We start from the raw sequence: 21,126 nt of genomic DNA, 5'->3' as shown, positions 1-21,126 counted from the left end.
AGCACAAATCCAGGATGCGCCAGCACTTAAAGCGCCGCGCGGACGACGGGACCGCCGCAACTACTTCCCTGATTTCCCTTGCGCCTTGGCGGCCGCGTTGGCTTTCAACAGCTCGATCGCCTCGCCAGCCGAAACCGCCAGCGTGGCCACCACGCCCGAGCCATCCTGCTTGAGCGCGAGTCCTTCGGCCAGCTTCACCGAGCCGGGGTTGTCCTGTTGCATCCTCATCAACGCCACCAGCCCCTGGCCCACTGACGCCATCTGCCTGGCCGCTTCTTCGTCAGTGGCATCAAGGTTGAGGATCGCCTTTAGCTTCCCTTGCGCCTCGCCAACTTCCAGGCGGGCGCTCTTCGCCGACTGCAACAGGGCCGTGTTAGGGTCCGAGTTCGGCAGGTCCAGCTTGCGCGCTGCGGCCTGGATAAACCCGCCGCCGCCGCGAGCCCCCAGTTGCGCAAACAACGCGCTGCCGGCCAAACTGGCCGTCGCGCGATCCAACACATCCAACGCCCGGGCGACGCGCGGCTCCTGCTGGCCGAAGATCACCACCCGCCTGCCGTGGATGGCGGAATACACGCGCGGTTTGACCCCCTCCTTCCCCCGCCTGTTCTCGTCAATCCAGTTATGGATCACGTGTGCCTTGTAGGTCGTGCTTCGGTAATCCTCCGCTTCCTTGGCCCGCTTGACGAGCCGGTCCGCCTCGAAATCCGCATAGACCAGCATCACCGCATCCTGCGCCGACTTTCCCGCGCTGTACAGGGTCAGCCCGTGCACTTGTTTGCGCAGGTCAAAATTGAAGATGGTCTTGAAGGGGGCCAGCTTGGCCTGCGCCTCCGGCTTCTCCATCTCGGCGAGCAAGTGCTGGCCAATGGCTGTCGGGCGCAGGCCATCGCAGTCCAGGTGCAGCACCCACATCGGTTCCGCCATTACGTCCGATCGTTGAAGCGGCGAGCCTAAAAGTGGCCAGCCAGCACCCGCCAGACTGAATGCCCAAAGGATAAACCTGAGCGAAGTTGTATTCATCGTTGACCGGCGTGGGTGTAGCAACTTCACCCATGCTCCGCAAGACAAACCGGCGCTGCGGTCAATTACCACGTTGGGCGTGGCTCGAACGCAAGAAAAGTGATCTTGGAAGGGCTGTAAGCCGAATTCTGTCTGCGCCCTTGCGGGCGGAGAGAATCATTTGTCTCAGCAGCCAATACCCGGAACCCGTTCCGCAGTGCGGAACTTGGAGCGGGCCGCTCCGGGGTCCCCTATTTGGCCTTGCACCCGATGGGGTTTTCCGTGCCTCCGCGCTTGCGCTTGGAGCGGTGGGCTCTTACCCCACCTTTTCACCCTTACCCGCGCCTCTTGCGAAGCCCGGGCGGTCTAAGTCTCTGTGGCACTGTCCGTCGGCGCGCCTCGCGGCGGCGCCGCCCGCGTGTATCCTGCCCCGGACCTTCTTGCGTCGGTCCCGGCCGGTTACGCGGCATCGCGCCCTTTGGTGTTCGGACTTTCCTCCTCCCCCGGATTGCTCCGGAAGAAGCGATCCTCCGCCCTTCCAAAATCAAGGCAAATATACCTTGCACCCGGCGCAATGACAAGCTTGGCGGCCTTCGGGGCCCGGCCCCGCGTTTGCCCCATCACTCCGTCACAGCCAGGTCCATATCCCGCGTGTAGTAGAGAAGGCGGCCGCAATTGCTGCACGACACCAGTTCCTTCTCGGACTGGCAGGTCACCAGCAATTGAGGCGGCACTCGCATATGACACCCGCCGCAAACCCCATGCTGCACACCCACAACCACATTCTCGCCCTTGCTCCGCACCAACCGCTCATAGCGCGCGCGCGCGGTCTCGTCCACGGCGGAAGCCAACATCTCGCGGTTGGCCTGCAGTTCGGCCAGCTCCTTCTTCAAATTCGCCTCGCGCGCGTCCAGCCGCGCGATTTGCTCCTCCACCAATTTCCCGGTGTCCTTGGCGGCCTGCGCGGCGCGCGCGACTTCCTTTTGCGCTGCTTCCCCTTGCTCCATCAGCTCTATCTCCTGATCTTCGATCTTGAAGATGGCGTCCTTACACAGCTCGATCTCGTGCGCCAGCGCGCGATACTCCTCATTCTTCCGCGTCTGGAACTGCTGGTTGGCGTACCGGGCGATCAACTGCTTCTTGCCTTCAACTTCCAGTTCCAGCTCCTTGCGCGCGGATTCGGTCTGCTTTACCCGCAGCTTGGCACTCTCCAACTCGGACTGGGCGTTGGCAGCCTTGACCTTGAACCTCTGCCGTTCCGGCTCGATGCGCGCCAATTCCACCTCCTGCCGGCGGATTCTCTGGTCGCGGTCCTGCAAAATCAGCAGTTTCTCAATTATCTCAAACATGGTCGCAATGCTAACGGCGACGCAGAATATCTGCGGTCCCGGCTCAAGTCAACCTGCGGTATTCCCATTGCGGATTTCTTCCCGCTGCGCTACTACTAATCTCCCATGCGATTCATCGGCAACGTCATCGAGAAACTGCAGCGGCATCCGAAGCGGATTGTCTTTCCCGAGGGCACCGAACCGCGCGTGCTCCAGGCCGCCCGCCAGTTTCAGGCGTTGCGGCTTGGCGTTCCGATGCTGCTCGGCGAGCACGACCGGATTCAGGGCGCCGCCGATGCCTTGAACCTCTCGCTCGAGGGCATCCGCATCATCAACCCGGCCGAAAGCGAGGACCTCGATAACTTCGCCCGCCGCTTCAAAATGTTGCGCCATTACAAGGGCAAGCGCATGAAGAGCTTCGAGGCCCGCGAGGCCGTCCTCCAGCCCAATTACTTCGCCGCCATGATGCTCGCCATGCACCAGGCGGACGGCTTCGTCGCCGGCACCCGCCAGGTTACCGCTGGTGTTCTCCGTCCGCTCTTCCAGACGATCAAGCCCGCCCCCCACACCAGCACGGTTAGCAGTTGCCTGGTCATGGAGGTCGAGGACTCGCGCCTCGGCGAAAATGGCGTCCTGTTCATGGCGGACTGCGATGTTATTGAGGACCCCTCGGTCGAGCAGCTTGCGGACATCGCGGTCTCGACAGCACAACTCGCCCGGCACTTGCTGGGTGTCCGGCCTCGGGTCGCGCTGCTCTCCTTTTCAACCAAGGGCAGCGCAACACATCCCTCAGTCGGCAAAGTCCAGGCCGCCACTGCCCTGGCCGAGCAGAGAGCCCTGGAACAAAGGCTCGACGCGGAATTTGACGGCGAACTTCAGGTGGACACCGCCCTGGTCCCCGACATTGCCAACTTGAAGCTGCCGAACGGCAAACTGGGTGGCCACGCCAACGTGCTGATCTTCCCCGACCTGAACGCCAGCCAAATTGCGAGCAAACTCGCCCGTTTGTTGGCACGTGCGAAGGGCTACGGCCACATCCTGCTCGGACTGGACCGCCCCGCCGCCGATGTCTCCCGCGGCTCCAATGCTCACGACATCCTCGGCGTGGCCGCCATCGTCGGCGTGCAGTCGGTTGACTACCAGAAGCTTTACCCCGGTGCCGGCGAAAGCTTGCCGGGAGATTGAGTCGGCGCCATCCAGGAAGCAACCGCTTAACACTGATTCCTCTCATGCCCCTCCCTTACTCGACTAATCTGAATCTCCAAGCGATACCCGTTTATCAACCCGGCCGGCCGATCGAGGAAGTCGCCCGCGAACTCGACCTGTCCGCCGACGACATCATCAAGCTCGCCTCCAACGAGAACCCGCTCGGCCCCTCGCGTCGTGCCCTGGCTGCCATGCGCAAGGCACTCGTTCAGGCAAACCTCTACCCGGACGGCAACGCCTACTATCTCAAAGAGAAACTCGCCGCCAAACTGGGCGTGACGCCTGCTCACTTAATCCTCGGCAACGGTTCCAATGAAGTCCTTGAATTCGTTGGCCACGCTCTCATCGCCCCCGGCGCCGAAGTGGTCGTTTCGCAGTATTGCTTCGCTGTCTATCCCATCGTCACGGCCCTGTTCGGCGGCAAACTGGTCATCGTGCCGGCGAAGAATTACGGCCACGATCTTGATGCCATGCTGGCCGCAATCACGCCAAATACGCGGGTTGTTTTTGTGGCCAACCCGAATAATCCCACCGGCACCTGCGTTCGCCCGGAAGACCTTGCGCGGTTCGTCGCCGCTGTCCCGGAAAACGTAGTGCTGGCCATGGATGAGGCCTATATCGAGTTCCTGGACCAGTCCTTCGACCTCGTGCCTGAGATCCGCGCCGGCCGCCGGCCCAATCTGCTGCTCATGCGCACCTTCTCCAAGATCCACGGCCTGGCCGGCCTGCGCCTCGGTTACGGCGTAGGCCACCCAGACCTGATCGCCGATCTGGAGAAGATTCGCCAGCCCTTCAACATCAATGTGATCGCGCAAGCCGGCGCGCTGGCTGCCCTTGATGACACTGCCCACGCCGAAAAGACCCGGCGGCTGAATTCCCGCGGCCTCAAGTTCTATGCGCGTTCCTTCCGCAAGCTGGGCCTGGAATTCGTCCCATCCGCAGCCAACTTTATTCTGGTCCGGGTCGGCGACGGCCAGCGCGTGTTCAACGAACTGCAGAAGCTGGGCGTCATCGTCCGCCCTATGGGCGGCTACGCGCTCCCCGAATGGATTCGCATCTCTATCGGCACGCCTAAAGAGAACAAGCGCTGCCTGGAGGCGCTCAAATCCACTCTCGCCAAGCCCGCCGCCGCCGCCGTATAATCCCGCGTCTAATCTAACGTGAAACTGACTGACCTCCGGGGCATACTCCAGTACATCCCGCAATTCCGCGAGAAGACGTTCATTATCAACGTGGATGGCGCGATCGTCACCGACGAGAACTTCGCCAACATCCTGGTGGACATCGCCGTGCTGCGCTCCCTGAGCATCCGCATCGCCCTCGTCCATGGAGCCTCCGCTCAGATTAACGCGTTGGCTCAAGAGAGACGCCAGACTCCCTCCAACCTCGACGGGACCGGCGTCACCGACGACGCTACGCTCAAGCTCGCCCTGACCGCCGCCAACCGCCTCACCCACGAGATTCTGGAGGGTCTCTCCGCGATAGACCTCCGCGCCGCCTCCACTAATGCCATCATCGCGCACCCGGTCGGCATCCTCCACGGCGTGGATCACCTCTTTACCGGCAAAGTCGAGCGCGTGGACGTCGAGATGCTCCAGCAACTCCTCGAGCACGGCATCATCCCTATTCTGCCTCCCCTGGGCTTTGACGGCGAAGGCAAGACCTACCGTGTCAACTCCGACGGCGTCGCCCTGGCCGTTGCCGAGGCGCTCAGCGCTACCAAGCTGATGTTCATTACCCCATACGATGGCATCAAGGTCGGCGACCACATCATCCGCCAGATGCCCCTCTCGGATCTGGAATCTGTGCTCGCGCTCCAGAAACCGGACATCCGCCCGGATATGCTTTCGAAGGCCATCCACGCGGCCGCCGCCTGCAAAGCCGGCGTGCCCCGCGTCCACGTCATCAACGGCACGGTCGAGGAGGGGTTGCTGGCCGAAGTCTTCACCAACGAAGGCGTCGGCACCCTCGTCTATGGCAATGAATTTCAACAGATCCGCCGTGCCCTCAAGAAGGACATCCGCAGCATCCTCAACCTGACCCGCCGCTCGGTTGAATCCGAGGAACTGGTCAAGCGCACCCGTTCGTCCATCGAAAAGCACCTCGGTGACTACTACATTTTCGAGATAGACAAAAACCCGGTGGCCTGCGTTTCCCTTCACACCTGGCCGGACCTCGGCAAGGGCGAACTGGCCTGCCTCTACGTCAGCCCCGCGCACGAAAACCAGGGCATTGGCCGCAAGCTGGTCCAATACGTGGAAAATAAAGCCCGCGAGCTGGGCCTCCGGGAGCTAATCGCCCTCTCCACCCAGGCCTTCACCTGGTTCCAATCCAAGGGCGGCTTCGCTGAGGGCAGCCCCGACGACCTCCCCCCCTCACGCCGTGACAAATACGACCAGAGCGGCCGCAACTCCAAAGTCTTGCTCAAGAAGCTCAAGTAGCTCGCCGACAGCCAGTCATTTAACCTGGCAATACGCGGCGCAGGCGCAGGCGCACAAGCGGACCACACTGTATGCTCCCCCTATCCACACCGTATCCACAAGCTGGATACAGCCTTGACACCTGTGGCTGTTTTTGGCGTAACCAACTGTAATATTGGCACTTGCGTTGAAAGCGCCATTGGAGACGCCACCGGAACCAGATTCCGTTACAAGTCGCTGCGCCACAGATCAGAACTTATCCCCGTTTTTCCCTGGCTATTTGGAACACAGAACGTCATTCGGCTGAAATGCGGGGGAAGTCTCGAATCCCTGACGTTTGACTTGCCTTCAGCACGCGCTTAGCCTGCGTACGATGAATGTGCTGCAAGATTCGCTGCTGGAACTCATCCGCCGCACCTCGGCCGAAATCCCCGACGACGTCCACAGGGCTATCGTCGCGTCGTTGGAACGCGAGCAGCAGGGCACCATCGCGGCGAGCGCCATGCGCATCATCGAGCAGAATATCGCTCTCGCCAGGAACAAGTCCCAGCCCATCTGCCAGGATACCGGCAGCATCATCTTTTACGTGGATTGCCCGCTGGGCTTCGACCAGGGCGCATTCGAGCGGGCCGCCCGCGAAGCCGTCAAGCTCGCCACCAGAAAGGGCTTCCTCCGCCAGAACTCCGTGGACTCCGTCACCGGCAAGAATGACGGCACCAACGTCGGGCCTGGCTCGCCGACCATCCACTTTCACCAACAGGCTGCTCCCGAGGTCCGCGTCCGACTTATCCTCAAAGGCGGTGGCTGCGAAAACGTCGGCGCCCAATACTCTCTGCCCAACGAGAAGCTCAAGGCCAACCGCGACCTCGACGGCTGCCGCAAGGCGATCCTCGATGCGGTCTTGCAGGCCCAGGGCAAAGGCTGCGGGCCAGGCATCCTCGGCGTCTGCATCGGCGGCGACCGCGCCACCGGCTACGAGTTCTCCAAGCAGCAGTTCCTCCGCAAACTCGACGACACCAACCCCAACCCCGACCTTGGCAGGCTTGAGCGCGACATCGTTGACACCGCCAACCAACTCGGAATCGGGCCCATGGGCTTCGGCGGCAAGACCACCTTGCTGGGCGCCAAGATCGGCGTGCTGAACCGCCTGCCCGCCTCCTACTTTGTCAGCATCAGCTACATGTGCTGGGCCTACCGCCGGCAGGGTGTGGCTCTTGATGCTGGCGGCAATATCACCAACTGGCTCTATTAAACTATGGAATCCCTGACTCCCGGCTCCCAGGCAATTCATCCCGTGCCGCCGAAGGTCGTGTTCTGGTTCCGCATTTACAGCGGATGCATGACCGGTGTCTATGCGCTCTGTGTGCTCGCCGCGCCTTTGATCTTCTTCGCGGGAACCCGATCCAGCCGGGAGGATGCCTTCGTCCTCAAAATTCAGGCGGGCGTCCTGTTGGCCGTTGGGTTGGTGTTCGCCGTCGTGTTCGCCCTGCCTTTTGTGCTGCCGCGCAGACCCTGGGTCTGGGTATACAGCCTAGTGCTCATCTGCATCGGGATGACCAGTTGCTGCATCCTCCCGGCTGCCGTGCCCCTGCTGATCTACTGGCTGAAACCCGACGCCAAAAGTTGGTTCAATTCGGCCCTGACCTTATGACCACCCTCACCACTCCCATCTCCGAATCTGCCGTCCGCTCACTCAAGGTCGGCGAGGAAGTCCTCATCACCGGCACGCTCTTTACCGGCCGTGACGCGGTCCACAAGTACCTGCACGAGGGCGGCCAGCTCCCCGCAGGCGTCAGTTTCCAGGGCGGCGTCCTCTACCATTGCGGCCCCGTTATCATCAAGGACGAGCAGGGCAACTGGAAGTGCGTCGCTGCTGGCCCCACCACGTCCATTCGCGAAGAGCCTTACCAGTGGCAGATTATCCGCGACTTCGGTTTGCGCGGGGTGATCGGCAAGGGCGGGATGGGGGAAAAGACCGTCGCGGCCTGCAAGGAACACGGGTGCGTCTATTTGCACGCGGTGGGCGGCGCGGCCCAAGTGCTCGCCGAATGCATCGAGCGCGTGCCAAACGTTTATTTCATGGAGCAGTTTGGCGCGCCCGAAGCCATCTGGGAGTTCCAGGTCGTCAGCTTTCCCGCGGTAGTGACCATTGACGCCCACGGCAACTCGCTGCACAAGGACGTCCTGGCCGCCAGCCAGGCCGAGCTGGCCAAGCACCTTTAGGCGCCGGGTGGGGAACTGAGCGCCGGTTGCGTCGGGGCGTCAATCAGCTCGATGCGCCGCAGATGCCGGCCACCCTCGAAGGCCGTTTCCAACCAGGTTTGGACAATCTGGAGCGCGGTTTCCAGGGTCATCATCCGCTGGCCGAGCGAGAGAACATTGGCGTTGTTATGCTGGCGGCCCAGTCGCGCGGACTCCACGTTCCAGCACAGCGAACACCGGATGCCTTTGACGCGATTGGCTACGATTGCTTCGCCATTGCCCGATCCGCCCAGGACAATGCCGCGGTCGAAGTCCCCTCGCGCCACTGCCTCCGCCACAGGCCGGATGAACAGAGGATAGTCGGTCGCCTCCTCGGAATGCGTGCCGAAATCCGTAACGCCGTGGCCCGACTTTTCAAGGAACTCCCGGATCTTGCCCTTGTATTGGAACCCGGCGTGATCTGAACCGATAGCGATCTTCATACGGTAAATTGTGCTGCGCCCAGCTTGCCACGTTCACCCTTGCTCCGCCAGCCTCCATTCGCATCGGATGGCAATCATGGTATGCGAATTGTCATCAGCCTTTCTTCCCAGGCGAGTGCTCCGGTTGACCGAGCTGCCGACGCCGAGGACGTTGATCCAAACAAAGTACGGGTGAAACGGCCTGGTAAGAGAAAAGGCCGCTCTGCTTTCACAGAACGGCCTTGAATTCAAGCCGTCAGCTCGACGGCTCTGACGTTAGCCCTACTTTTTGGCCGACTTCCTGGCGCCTTTGCCTTTCTTTTGCGTCGCATCCTCGAGGGCAGCCTGCGCCGCGGCCAGGCGCGCCACGGGCACGCGGAAGGGCGAGCAGCTCACGTAGGTGAGGCCGATCCGATGACAGAACTTCACGCTGGCCGGGTCGCCGCCGTGCTCACCGCAAATGCCCAGCTTGATGCCAGGACGCGTCGCCTGCCCCTTCTTCACCGCGATTTTCATCAGCTCGCCCACGCCGGTCTGGTCAACCGAGGCGAACGGGTTGGTCTTGACGATTTCGTTCTCCTGATATGCCGGGATAAAGGAGCCGGAATCATCGCGGCTCATGCCCAGGCAGGTCTGCGTCAGGTCGTTGGTGCCGAAGCTGAAGAACTGGGCGGTTTCGGCGATTTCGTCCGCCGTCAGCGCGCCGCGGGGGATTTCGATCATGGTGCCGACCATGTAATCGAGCTTCACCTTCTGCTCAGCCATCACTTCTTTGGCCACGCGGTGGACAACCTCGACCTGGAGGTCGAGTTCCTTCTTGAACCCGACCAGCGGGATCATGACCTCGGGCTTCACCTTGATGCCGGCCTTTTGCACTTCGGCGGCGGCTTCAAAGATGGCGCGAGCCTGCATTTCGGAGATTTCCGGATAGACGACGCCGAGGCGGCAGCCGCGGAAACCGAGCATGGGGTTGAACTCATGGAGTTCTTTCACGCGTTGCTCGATCTTCTCAACCGGCAGGTTCATCTTGGCGGCAAGGTCCTGCTGCGCCGCTTCCTCGTGCGGGAGGAACTCGTGGAGCGGCGGATCCAGGAAACGAATGGTTGCCGGGAATCCCTTGAGGGCCTTGAAGATGCCCACGAAGTCGCCCTTCTGGTAGGGCAGGAGCTTCGCCAGCGCTTTCTTGCGATCTGCCACATTGTCCGCGAGGATCATCTCGCGCATGGCATCAATGCGGTTGCCTTCGAAGAACATGTGCTCGGTGCGGGTCAGCCCGATGCCAGTGGCGCCAAACGCGATCGCGTTCGCAGTCTGATCCGGCGCGTCGGCATTGGTGCGAACCTGCAGCTTGGTCACCTTCGAGCACCAATCCATGAGCTTCTTGAACATCTGGTAGGTCTCACTCTTCGAGCCGTCGAGGGTCTTCTGGACCAGGACCTGGACGATCTCGGAAGGTGCGGTCGGAAGCTGGCCGGCATAGACATTGCCGAGCGTGCCGTTGATAGACAGGTAGTCGCCTTCTTTGAAGGTGGTGCCGGCGGCGGTTACGGTCTTGGCGTCGTAGTCTATTTGCAGGGCGCCGGCGCCGCACACGCAGACCTTGCCCATCTGCCGGGCAACCAGTGCCGCATGCGAGCTGACGCCACCTTTGGCCGTGAGGATGCCTTCGGCGGCGATCATGCCGCGCAGATCCTCCGGCGAGGTTTCATTGCGGACCAGCAGCACCTTTTCACCCTTTGCGGCGGCAGCGGCGGCGCGGTCGGCATTGAGATAGAGCTTGCCCGAACCGGCGCCCGGACCCGCCGGCAGGCCTTTGGCGATGATCTTGGCGGCCTTCTCTGCCTTCGCATCAAAGATCGGCGCCAGGAGTTGGTCGAGTTGGTCAGCCGGATTGCGCTTGATGGCGGTCTGCCAGTCAATGAGCTTCTCGTTCACCATATCAATGGAGAACTTCAGCGCGGCAAACGCGGTGCGCTTGCCGTTGCGGGTCTGGAGCATGAACACCTTGCCATCCTGGATCGTGAACTCGAAATCCTGCACGTCCTTGAAGTGCTTCTCCAGGGTGGCGCGGATGCCGTTCAACTCCCGGAACGCATCGGGCATGTGGTTGATAAGCTGCGAGACCGGTTCCGGCGTGCGCACGCCGGCGACCACGTCTTCGCCCTGCGCGTTGATGAGGAATTCGCCGTAGAACTCTTTCACGCCGTTGGCCGGATTGCGAGTGAACGCCACGCCGGATCCGGAGTTATCGCCAGTATTGCCATAGACCATCGCCTGCACGTTGACGGCCGTTCCCCATTCGGAGGGGATGCCGTACTTGCGGCGATACACGATGGCGCGGTCATTCATCCAGGAGCCGAACACGGCCCCCGCGGCACCCCAGAGCTGCTTCCACGGATCTTGCGGAAACTCCTTGCCCGTGCGCTCTTTGATCAGCGCCTTAAACCGCTTTACCAGTTCCTGCTGGTCGGCGGCGGTAAGCTTGGAGTCTTCGATGTCAGAATGATATTTCTCATGCTTGTAGCTGTGGATGACGACCTCAAAGGGCTCGTGATCCTCACCGGCGCGCTTCTGCACACCCATCACGACGTCGCCGTACATCTGGACGAAGCGACGATAGCAATCCCAGGCGAAGCGCTCGTTCTTGGTGGCATTAACCAGGGCCAGCACAGTCTCGTCGTTCAACCCCAGGTTAAGAATGGTATCCATCATGCCCGGCATGGAGTCCCGGGCGCCGGAACGGACAGAGACCAGCAAGGGCATGGCGGACTTGTCGCCGAACTTCGTGCCCATGATCTTCTCGATGAAGGCGACGCCCGCCTTCACTGCCGGCTCAAGAGTCTTGGGGTAGGTCTTCTTGTTCTGGTAGTAGTAAGTGCAGACTTCGGTGGTAATCGTGAAGCCCGGGGGCACAGGCAAGCCAATGCGGCTCATCTCCGCCAGGTTCGCGCCTTTGCCGCCCAGCAGCGGTTTCATGCCGCCATTGCCGTCAGCCTTCTTGTTTCCAAACAGATATACGTATTTTGCAGTTTTTGCCATAAAGTGTCGGTTCTAATCAGTAACAACGTTCAGTTCATCAGGTTTCGCCGGAAGGATTCCTCCGAAACAGTGCGCGGAAATTAGCAAAGCCAGCCAGGCTGTCAAGCGCGCGTCACTTAACGGCCTCGTCCTGCCGGGCATCCAGATTTCGGTGATCTAACACTTCCTATCCGTTGCTGCGGCTTCCCCGGCAGTAACACGCCAAACGCCGCTCCGGCTGGAATGCGGGCAGTTGTGGGGTAAACACCCCATAGCAGAAACCTGAATTCGCAGTATAAGTGTTATCCATCCACTCCAGGCAGGAGGAGGCGAATTGGCGCAATTACGCACAAGGTTATGAAAACCGAAGTTGAGGTCGCACCCGCGGCAGGGGTGCATTCAGCCGCGACCTGCATCTCCCTGTCTCATTGGAGCCTGGTTCGACAGCCTTGGGGCATTACTCCGTTTGAACGATTGCGGACGGCTGTCGGGATCATCCGCTATTTGGCGCACACGGCGACGCAACCGCTCTGGCGCAGTTAGACCACACAAATGGAGTCAACACACCATCAACCCCTGATTATGAAGACATTCTTTGCTATGAACCGCACTTTCGGGAACTCGGCTTTTCGGAGTCCTCCGCGCAGGCCGTGCATCATCCGATTACTCCCCCTCCTCCTGCCGCTACTTCTGGCGGTGAGCGGCAGCCCGGCTGTGGGTGCCATCCGCGACGGCGGCATTGACCCGGCCAATCTTGGCAAGGGCGAATGGCTGTTTCACATGAGCAGCGCCACGAACCAGCTTGGGGGGTATGTGCCGAGTGTGACCAATGAGAACAGCCTGATGCTGTACTTAAAGAGCCAGGGGACGCGGTATGTGATTGTGAAGGCGGCCACCAGCGACCAGTTGTTCAATGGGGACTACGCCGGCCCGCAGTTTACAAGCAACCTGGTCGAAAGCGCCCATGCCAACGGGCTGTGGATTTTCGGTTACAATCGTTCTTACGGGCAGAACATTCCTGGAGAGATCGCGATTGCGGATTATGTATTTTCCCAGGGCGCCGATGGCTTCGTGTGGGATGCGGAGGCGGAGTGGGAGAGCCACCAGACCTGGATCGGAACCAACGGGCCGGCGCTGGCCTGGCAGCTCTGCTCGGCGGTGAGGTCGAATTGGCCGAACAAGTTTCTGGCCCATTCGCCGTTTGCAATTGTGGGGCTGCACTCCTCGTTTCCGTACAAGGAATTCGGCTATTGGAGCGACGCGGTGATGCCGCAGATTTATCACTTTTCGGCTACCAGGGCGCCGAGCGCGGCGATCAATTGGGCGGATGTGAACTGGACCTATTACCAGAACCTCTGGAGCAACCTGCCCCCGGAAACCATCAACGGAGTGACGGTGTATTGGACTAACGCAATCAAGGTGCTGGTGCCGATACAAGATGTGTATGGGCCGCCGTATTCGGCGCCGACCCCGGACAAGGATGTGCAGGAGTTCATTGACTACCTCGCGGCGGATCCAAACACACCGGCAGTCGGGGGCTATGCCGGCGCGAACTTCTTTCGCGCGGACCTGCACGACGCGCAACAGTGGACCTACATCAGCGCCGGGACGCTGGGCGCAACCCCGGGCGTGGTGAATAACCTCGTGCTGGATGAAGCGGACGCGAGCGTGGTGGGGGCGGCAACGTCAGTGCGCACCTTCTACCTGACCAACAACACCACGCCCCGCTTCGAAGGAGCCGGGACCGGGACGGACACTAATTCGTTCGGGACGAACTACGTCGCGCTGGCGCAGGGAAGCGGGGCGAACTATGTGGAATTCACACCCAACGTCCTTGTGCCCGGGGATTATACGGTTTATCAATGGCACCCTTATCGGGCTGACGCGTCGGCGGGGGTGCCGTTTGAAATCGTCTATAACGGGGGTTCGACGACGGTATATGCCAACCAGCAAACCAATGCCGGCAACTGGAGCCTGCTCGGCACATTCAACTTCGCAGCGGGCAGCTCGGGCAGAATCCGGGTGACTGATGCGATCGCGGAGCCTGGAGGGGTGGCGCTGGCGGACGGGATCAAATTGGTGTTCGCAAGTCCTGCGACAGTAGCGTCTGCGCCTCCAAGCGGGCTGACGGCCAGCGCGGCAAGCAGTTCGCGGATTGATCTGACATGGAATAACCACGCGACCAATGCAGTCCATAACGTGGTGGCGCGGGCATCGGTGGCTGGAGGACCGTATGTGGACGTGGCGGTAGTGCCGTGGAGCAGCTCAGGCTGGAGCGACGCGGGGTTGGCGGGGGACACGACCTACTACTACGTGGTGCGGTCCGTGAACGCAGCCGGCGCCTCCGGGAACAGCGGCGAAGCGAGCGCAACCACCCTTCCGGCGCCGCCGCAGATCGTGGTGCATCCGCAAAGCCGGACTGTGGTAGTCGGCTCAACCGTGACGTTCACCGTGGCCGCCAGCGGAGCCGCGCCGCTGAGTTACCAGTGGCGGCATGACGGTTCGATCATCGGGGGCGCGACGCAGAGTTCCTATACGCTGACATCCGCGCAGGTGAGTGACGCAGGAGCCTACTCGGTTGTGGTAACAAATGATGTCGGCAGCGCGACCAGTGGCGACGCGACGCTGACGGTGGTGGAAGGCATGTTCACGCTGACGGTCAACGCCGACGCGGGCGGGTCGGTGTCGAAAAGCCCCAACCAGGCGAGCTACGTGGCGGGGACGGTGGTGACAGTAACGGCTACGCCTGGCGTGGGACACGACTTCGGCGGGTGGAGCGGCGATATCACGAGCGCCGATAACCCGTTGTTCGTGACGGTTCTCAGCAATCTCGCCGTTGCCGCCAACTTCGTGCCTTCCCCAACGGACATTGTTCTGGACAACACCAACGCCGCAGTGACGTTCAGTGGTTCCTGGGCGATAGGCACCACCGCCGCAGGCCGGTATGGACCGGATTATGGTTTTTCGAGCACGATTGCTTCAGGGTCGGCCTCAACAGCGACATATCGGCCGACGATTACCGTGCCCGGGTATTACAGCATCTACGTGATGTACCCACAGGGGGGCAACCGCGCCTTCAGTACCCCGTTCAAGATTCAGACCGACGGCGCCTCTATCGAGGTGCCGGTCAACCAGCAAGTGAATGGCGGAACCTGGTTCCCGCTGGTGCTGCAGGTGGCGCACTTGAGTCCTGGCAACGACGTCTATGTGGAGATCTCGAACCTGACAGGCTACTCCGGATACGTGGTCATTGCCGACGCGGTGCGATTTCAGCTGTACGAAGCGGACGTGCTGGAGCCGTTGGTTCTCTCCCAGCCGCAAAGCCAGGTCGTGGGCCCGGGCGGAATGGCCAGCTTCAGCGTGACGGCCACAGGCGCCGCGCCGCTGAGCTATTTCTGGCAGCGGAACGGCGAATTCATCGCCGGGGCTACCGACTCGAGCTACACCACTAACAACGTCCAACTCTCCGATTCGGGCAGCGTCTTCAGTTGTCTGGTCAGCAACGAGTTCGGCACGATCCTCAGTTCCGGCGCCGTGCTCACCGTTAGGGTGATTCCCACCCCGGTGTTCCTGGGCGGAAACTACCTTTACTTGCCGATCAACACCAACGGGGTCTTCATCGCCGAGTCCACCGGCGGCCGGTTCAATCCCGACGGCACGGGCGGCGTTGCCGGCAGCGACTTCTGGTGGCCCGGCACTCCGGTCTATAACTATGCTATCGGCGTCGACGGCGCCATCCACCCAAGTGGATCATTCACCAGTCTGACGCTCAGCAACTTGAGCAGCGGCGCCTTGCATCAGGCACTGCTGGAAGGGCTGGTGACCCCCGGCCTGAGCTTCTCGCGGGACATTTCCTTTGCGACGGACAGCAAAGTCATTCGCGTTGTGGACACACTCCAGAACATCGGTGCAACCTCCCTGAGCAATGTGGTCACCCTGGACAGCACTGACCCCGACCAGGATGCCCTCGCGGTCACCAATTCCAGTTTTTCCACCCTGAACGATGTGGTTTCAGTCAATCGCGCCTACGACATGGTGGTGGCCACCGGTCCGGCATCGGGTCTCAGCTTGGGTTTCTGTTCCGATTCGGGCTTACAAATCCCGAGCGCAACCGGTTTTGAAAACACAGACCCTTATGCTTGCCTGTCGGTGGTAGATCCCGAAGGGGAATCCAACGACATCGCGATTAACCTAGCCCAGAACTACGGTACCCTCCCCCCGGGGCACAGCAGGAGCGTGGTTTGGTACATGGTATTCGGCACGAACCAGGCGGACGTGATCGCGGCCTTTGCCACCAACGTGCCGCCCTCGATCGTGGCCCAACCCGAGAGTGTCACGACCAACCTGGGCGCGGCGGTCACGTTCGCCGTGGAGGCGGCCGGGGGGACCGCGCCTCTCAGTTACCAATGGCTCAAGAACGACGCTCCTCTCGCCGACGACGCGAGCATCTACGGAACCATGACGTCAACGCTGGTCCTGACCAACGTGGTCAAGAGTGACGAAGGCAGCTACAGCGTGCTGGTCACCAACCAGGATGGCAGTGTCACGAGCGCGGTGGCTACCTTGACGGTCCTGGACCCGTTCATTACGAGCCAGCCGGTGGGGCAGCACGCGCACGCCGGCGAGACGGTGACGCTGAGTGTCGTCGCTGGTGGCACCGATCCCCTGAGCTACCAGTGGTTACGGGATGGGACGGAGCTGGCTCAGGGCACCGGGGCTTCGCTCACGCTCAACAGCCTGCAGGGGGCCGACGCCGGCGACTACCAGGTGGTGGTGAGCAACCTGTCCGGAAGCGTGACCAGCGAGGTGGCGGTGTTGATGGTGAACCTGGCCGCTGCGGACGCGTTTGACTCGGCGGCAAACGGCGCTGTGTATGCCACGGCCGTCCAGGCCGACGGGAAGATCCTGGTGGGCGGCGAGTTCACGACCTTGGGTGGCCAACCGCGCCACTACCTCGGCCGGCTCAACAGCGATGGGACTCTGGACACCACCTTCAATCCGGGAGCGGACTACCTGGTGTATTCCCTGACACTGCAGCCGGACGGCAAGATCCTGGTGGGCGGGTATTTCGCGACGCTGGCAGGGCAAACGCGCAATTACCTCGGCCGGCTCAACAGCGATGGGACGCTGGACGCCACCTTTAATCCGGGACCAAGTTCTGGGGTGTATTGTATCGCCCTCCAGGCGGACGGCAGAATCCTGGTTGGCGGCGATTTCACGGCGCTGGGCGGGCAGACTCGCAACTACCTTGGCCGGCTCAACAGCGATGGCGCACTGGACACCACCTTCGATCCGAACGCGAACAGTGCGGTGTATTCCCTGGCAGTGCAGGCAGACGGAAAGGTCCTGGCGAGTGGTTGGTTCTCGACGTTGGGCGGGCAGCCGCGCCACTTCCTTGGCCGGCTCCACAGCAACGGCACACTGGATACCACTTTCAACCCGGGGGCGGACTACGTTGTCAATGCCCTGGCGGTGCAGGCAGACGGCCGGATCCTGGCGGGCGGCTGGTTCTCAACGCTGGGCGGGCAAACGCGCTACTACCTTGCCCGGCTCAACAGCGATGGCACGGCAGACACCACCTTCAACCCGGGACCGGACGGAGGGGTCAACTGCCTGGCAGTGCAGGCGGACGGCAGCATTCTGGTGGGCGGCCATTTTTCTATCCTGGCCGGGGAGCCGCGCTACTACCTTGGCCGTCTCAATGACGATGGCACAGCAGACACCACCTTCAACCCGGGAGCCGGTTATGCGGTGTATTCCCTGGCGGTGCAGGCGGATGGCAAGACGCTAGTGGGTGGTGCGTTCTCGACGCTGGCCGGTCAGCCGCGTTACTGCCTCGGGCGGTTGAATGCCACCGCGCCGGCCACTCAGGACCTGACCCTGGCCGGCTCGACCGTCACCTGGCTGCGCGGCGGCAGCAGTCCCGAGGTCTGGCGGACTAGCTTCGAGAGCTCCACCGACCATGGAACGAATTGGCTGGCGTTAGGCGCTGGCAGCCGGGTCAGCGGGGGCTGGGAGTTGACCGGGATTTCGGCAGCGCCGGACGCGAACATCCGCGCCCGGGGTTTCGCGGCCGGTGGCTTCTTCAACGGCTCCGGTTGGTTTGTGGAGAGCATCATTGGTCCGCTGCTGCTGGCAAGCCAGCCTGCCAACCGGACCAACCACGCAAGCACAACCGCCACCTTCAGCGTCGAGGTCGCGGGTTCGCCGCCCGTGAGCTACCAATGGCTGAAAGGCGGAGAGATCCTGAGCGACGGGGGGACCCTTTCCGGGGCTCACGCCTCGACGCTGACCTTGAGCAACGTGCTGGGCGCCGATGCCGGCGGTTACTCGGTAGTCATCAGCAACAGCTTTGGCGCAGTCGCCAGCCTGGTGGCGACGCTCACGGTGATTGACCCGACGATCCTGAGCCAGCCGCTGAGCCAGCAACGGCATCTCGGTGAAAGTGCGACGCTGAGTGTGAGCGCGGCGGGGACGGAGCCCCTGGAGTACCAGTGGTGGAAGGACGGACAGGCAATACCCCAGGGCACCGATTCCTCGCTAACGCTGGCCAACCTGCAAGGAGCCGATGCCGGCTCCTACCGGGCTGTTGTCAGCAACCCGCATGGGAGCACGACCAGCGAGGTGGCGGTGTTGACGGTGAACCTGGCGAGCGCAGACGCCTTCGATGCGGGGGCGAACGGTCCGGTGTATGCCACAGCCATCCAGGCCGACGGCAAAATCCTGGTGGGCGGCGAGTTCACGACTCTGGGTAGCCAACCATGCGGCTACCTTGGCCGGCTCAACAGCGATGGCACACTGGACACAACCTTCAATCCGGGAGCAAGCCAGACAGTGATGTCCCTGGCCGTGCAGCCGGATGGCAGGATTTTGGTGGCGGGCTGGTTCAACACACTGGGCGGCCAACCGCGCAGCTGCCTCGGCCGACTCAACCCGGATGGTTCCCTGGACACAACTTTCAGTCCGGGAGCAAACGATGTGGTGTACTCCCTGGCCGTGCAGCCGGACGGCAAGATCCTGGTGGGGGGCTGGTTCAACACGCTTGGCAGCCAGCCGCGCAACTACCTCGGCCGGCTCAACGCCGATGGCTCCCTGGACACCACCTTCAATCCCGGAGCAGACGGTGTCGTTATTTCCCTGGCCGTGCAGGCCGATGGGAACGTCCTTGTTGGCGGCTGGTTCTCGCTGCTGGCCGGCCAACCGCGCAACTGCCTCGGCCGCCTCAACCCGGATGGCGCTCTGGATACCACCTTCGATCCGGGAGCAGACGGTAGCGTTAATTGCGTGGCGGTGCAGGCCGATGGGAGGATTCTTGTTGGCGGCTGGTTCTCGCTGCTGGGCGGCCAACCGCGCTACTGCATTGGCCGGCTTGACCGTAACGGCACTCTGGACACCACCTTCAATCCGGAGGCGGACAATGAGGTGGTTTCCCTGGCATTGCAGGCGGACGGGAAGATCCTGGCGGGCGGTTGGTTCTCAACCCTGGGTGGGCAGGCGCGCAACCACCTGGGCAGGCTCAACAGCAACGGCACGCCGGACATTACCTTCAATCCGGGAGCGAACTCTGGTGTGCTTTCCCTGGCGGTGCAGGCGGATGGCAGGATTCTGGCCGGCGGCTCGTTCTCGACGCTGGGCGGCCAGACGCGCCAGTGCCTGGCTCGGCTGAATCAGACCGAGCCGGCCACCCAGCGCTTGACTCTTGCCGGCTCGACCCTCACCTGGCTGTGCGGCGGCACCTGCCCCGAGTTCTGGCGGACCACTCTGGATGTTTCCACCAATGGCACGGACTGGCTCAGCCTCGCCGCCGGCACGCGCCTCGCCGGGCCGCCAGCCGAGCCGTCAGCAGCTTGGGAATGGACCAATCTATCGGTGTCTGCGGGCAACATCCTCCGTGCGCGCGGCTTCGTGACCGGCGGAGGTTTCGACGCCTCAAACTGGTTCGTCGAGACCAACCTGGTCATCGGCGCGCCGTCCATTGTGGCCCAACCCGTCAGCCTGACCAATAGCGTCGGCACCGACGCCACCTTTGGCGTGGTGGCGGCCGGCACTTCCGCGCTGAGCTACCAGTGGTGCAAGGACGGAACCAACCTCCTCGGGGCCACCAGCGCCGATCTGACCCTGACCAATATCCAGGAGAGCGACCAGGGCGCCTATGCCGTCGTCGTCAGTAACGCCTTTGGCTCTGTGGTCAGTTCCGAGGCGATGCTGGTGATCAACCAGGCCCCGATCGCCGATGCCAGCGCCACCCAGCCGGTGGTTGTCTCCGCGAATGGCACCAACGCCGCGGTAGTGCTCAACGGCACACGCTCCGCCGATCCGGATGGTGACCCGCTGCAGCACACCTGGTATCAGGATGGGAACCCTGACCCGATCTCCCAGGGGCCCGTGGCATCGGTGGTCTTGCCGGTGGGCACCAATGCGCTGCTGCTGGCGGTCCATGACGGGATGCTGATGGCCTCCCAGCCCTTCACCGTTGAAGTTCTGACCACGACCCAAGCCCTCGATCGGCTGATCGCCCTGGTCAAGTCCACCTGGCCGCATCCCCATCTGCTTGTGGCAACGCTCCGGGCCGCGCTGGGCTCGATTGAGCGGGGCCGCCCGATCTTGGCCATCATCGAACTGTGGATATTCCAGTACCAAGTGCGGGCCTGGGTGCAGCCGCACGATGCGGTTCTGGCAGCCACTCTGATCAACGCCGCCCAGCAGGTCATCAACGCGTTGCGTCCCGAGTCTGGTCATCCAGGTGGGTGGCCGCACTGCCACGTCACCTCGGTGCACCGACAGCCCAACGGTCAAGTCCACATCCAATTCTCCGGCCAGCCGGGAGCGGTCTACATCCTTGAAGCCTCCACCAATTTTGTGGAGTGGCAGATGCTTGGCGTGCCTGAGGACAAAGGCAATGGCACATTTGAGTTTGAGGATCCTAACGCTGCCATATTCCCGAACCGGTTCTACCGCCTCGTATCGCCATAGAAGCAGTATGAACCCCTTCGCTCGACGGATAGGGCCCGCTGGCTGCAGGCCGCCCATCCTTCGAGGAGGCGGGCGAGTTGTGAACAAGCTGCAGTGCCCTGCCTGTTTGACTGACGGCAGAAGCGGCGAAAAGGGGTCCATCGCGGATTTCCGAGAAGCTACAGAGGTGGTTTTGACCCGTATCGCCAGGGTGGCCGATGCACCTGGAACACAAGGTCATCTTGGCTCCTCGACCAGAACCAGATGGGCACCCCCCTGTGTCAAGTCGTGCACTGTCCATATTTTGGACAGTGGTGCTGCCTGCCTGCCTCTTCGAGTCCTCATTGGCACCGGCACGCCTTGCTTGGCGATACGGTGACGGGACGGTGATGCTACGGTGTGTATCCCATGGGGAGCGCTCCCCATGGGATACACACCGTAGCACCACGGCACCCGCGAGCCACCCTCCAGCCAGCCGCAAGCCGAAGTCAGTCTGCGCAAGCTGGGTGATTGCAGGTCCATATCAAGCGTACTGACGTT

At 62.1% G+C, this 21,126-nt stretch carries 11 protein-coding genes, 1 other RNA gene and 1 pseudogene; 8 read left to right on the top strand and 5 right to left on the bottom strand.

The genetic code is table 11. From position 1 onward, the window contains the following. Positions 1 to 60 precede the first annotated feature (60 nt). The 3 genes from P5205_12595 to P5205_12585 all read right to left on the bottom strand — a co-directional run bounded on the left by P5205_12595 (position 61) and on the right by P5205_12585 (position 2,348). Positions 61 to 924, bottom strand: a complete 864-nt coding sequence (locus tag P5205_12595) for a hypothetical protein (protein HSA11198.1) — start codon at positions 922 to 924, stop codon at positions 61 to 63. Positions 925 to 1,121: 197 nt separating this feature from the next. Beyond that, positions 1,122 to 1,541: RNase P RNA component class A (rnpB, locus tag P5205_12590), an RNA gene on the bottom strand. A 78-nt stretch (positions 1,542 to 1,619) separates the two neighbouring features. Beyond that, positions 1,620 to 2,348 carry a C4-type zinc ribbon domain-containing protein gene (locus P5205_12585; protein ID HSA11197.1) on the bottom strand — a complete coding sequence of 243 codons (729 nt, stop codon included), beginning with the start codon at positions 2,346 to 2,348 and terminating at the stop codon, positions 1,620 to 1,622. A 105-nt stretch (positions 2,349 to 2,453) separates the two neighbouring features. Between P5205_12585 and P5205_12580 the strand changes: the two genes are divergently transcribed. The 6 genes and pseudogenes from P5205_12580 to P5205_12555 all read left to right on the top strand — a co-directional run bounded on the left by P5205_12580 (position 2,454) and on the right by P5205_12555 (position 8,176). Next, positions 2,454 to 3,512, top strand: a complete 1,059-nt coding sequence (locus P5205_12580; GenBank protein ID HSA11196.1) for a phosphate acyltransferase — start codon at positions 2,454 to 2,456, stop codon at positions 3,510 to 3,512. 44 nt (positions 3,513 to 3,556) lie between these two features. Continuing rightward, the gene (hisC, locus tag P5205_12575) at positions 3,557 to 4,675 is read left to right on the top strand and encodes a histidinol-phosphate transaminase (GenBank protein ID HSA11195.1); all 1,119 of its coding nucleotides are present in this window, start codon (positions 3,557 to 3,559) and stop codon (positions 4,673 to 4,675) included. A gap of 18 nt (positions 4,676 to 4,693) precedes the next feature. After that, positions 4,694 to 5,974: an amino-acid N-acetyltransferase gene (argA, locus tag P5205_12570; GenBank protein HSA11194.1), complete on the top strand. Its 1,281-nt coding sequence runs from the start codon at positions 4,694 to 4,696 to the stop codon at positions 5,972 to 5,974. Between the two features lie 352 nt (positions 5,975 to 6,326). After that, entirely contained in the window at positions 6,327 to 7,205 is an 879-nt protein-coding gene (locus tag P5205_12565) for a fumarate hydratase (GenBank protein HSA11193.1), read from the top strand. A 3-nt stretch (positions 7,206 to 7,208) separates the two neighbouring features. Beyond that, entirely contained in the window at positions 7,209 to 7,604 is a 396-nt protein-coding gene (locus P5205_12560) for a hypothetical protein (protein ID HSA11192.1), read from the top strand. Between the two features lie 5 nt (positions 7,605 to 7,609). Then, positions 7,610 to 8,176: pseudogene (locus P5205_12555) on the top strand (FumA C-terminus/TtdB family hydratase beta subunit). Here P5205_12555 and P5205_12550 read toward each other — a convergent pair. Further along, positions 8,173 to 8,637, bottom strand: a complete 465-nt coding sequence (locus P5205_12550; GenBank protein ID HSA11191.1) for a ribose-5-phosphate isomerase — start codon at positions 8,635 to 8,637, stop codon at positions 8,173 to 8,175. The pseudogene P5205_12555 and the gene P5205_12550 sit on opposite strands and share 4 nt — an antisense overlap. A gap of 261 nt (positions 8,638 to 8,898) precedes the next feature. Further along, entirely contained in the window at positions 8,899 to 11,655 is a 2,757-nt protein-coding gene (ppdK, locus tag P5205_12545; protein ID HSA11190.1) for a pyruvate, phosphate dikinase, read from the bottom strand. A gap of 336 nt (positions 11,656 to 11,991) precedes the next feature. On the opposite strand from ppdK, the gene P5205_12540 reads away from it, so the two are divergent. Both P5205_12540 and P5205_12535 read left to right on the top strand, forming a co-directional pair. After that, on the top strand, positions 11,992 to 12,177 hold the full coding sequence (locus tag P5205_12540) for a hypothetical protein (protein ID HSA11189.1): 186 nt from the start codon (positions 11,992 to 11,994) through the stop codon (positions 12,175 to 12,177). A gap of 39 nt (positions 12,178 to 12,216) precedes the next feature. After that, positions 12,217 to 20,607 (top strand): immunoglobulin domain-containing protein, encoded by an 8,391-nt coding sequence (locus P5205_12535; GenBank protein ID HSA11188.1) that lies wholly within the window; start codon positions 12,217 to 12,219, stop codon positions 20,605 to 20,607. Positions 20,608 to 21,126: the final 519 nt, after the last annotated feature.

Source organism: Candidatus Paceibacterota bacterium, assembly GCA_035452965.1.
GTDB lineage: Bacteria > Verrucomicrobiota > Verrucomicrobiia > Limisphaerales > UBA8199 > UBA8199.
Note: the sequence above shows the minus strand (reverse complement) of the source record. Positions and strands in the feature narration are given on the sequence as shown.

Excerpts from the sequence above, each read along its gene's own strand:
- P5205_12595 (HSA11198.1), bottom strand. The coding sequence starts at position 924 with ATGGCGGAACCGATGTGGGTGCTGCACCTGGACTGCGATGGCCTGCGC.
- P5205_12585 (HSA11197.1), bottom strand. The coding sequence starts at position 2,348 with ATGTTTGAGATAATTGAGAAACTGCTGATTTTGCAGGACCGCGACCAG.
- P5205_12580 (HSA11196.1), top strand. The coding sequence starts at position 2,454 with ATGCGATTCATCGGCAACGTCATCGAGAAACTGCAGCGGCATCCGAAG.
- hisC (HSA11195.1), top strand. The coding sequence starts at position 3,557 with ATGCCCCTCCCTTACTCGACTAATCTGAATCTCCAAGCGATACCCGTT.
- P5205_12565 (HSA11193.1), top strand. The coding sequence starts at position 6,327 with ATGAATGTGCTGCAAGATTCGCTGCTGGAACTCATCCGCCGCACCTCG.
- P5205_12560 (HSA11192.1), top strand. The coding sequence starts at position 7,209 with ATGGAATCCCTGACTCCCGGCTCCCAGGCAATTCATCCCGTGCCGCCG.
- P5205_12550 (HSA11191.1), bottom strand. The coding sequence starts at position 8,637 with ATGAAGATCGCTATCGGTTCAGATCACGCCGGGTTCCAATACAAGGGC.
- ppdK (HSA11190.1), bottom strand. The coding sequence starts at position 11,655 with ATGGCAAAAACTGCAAAATACGTATATCTGTTTGGAAACAAGAAGGCT.
- P5205_12540 (HSA11189.1), top strand. The coding sequence starts at position 11,992 with ATGAAAACCGAAGTTGAGGTCGCACCCGCGGCAGGGGTGCATTCAGCC.
- P5205_12535 (HSA11188.1), top strand. The coding sequence starts at position 12,217 with ATGAAGACATTCTTTGCTATGAACCGCACTTTCGGGAACTCGGCTTTT.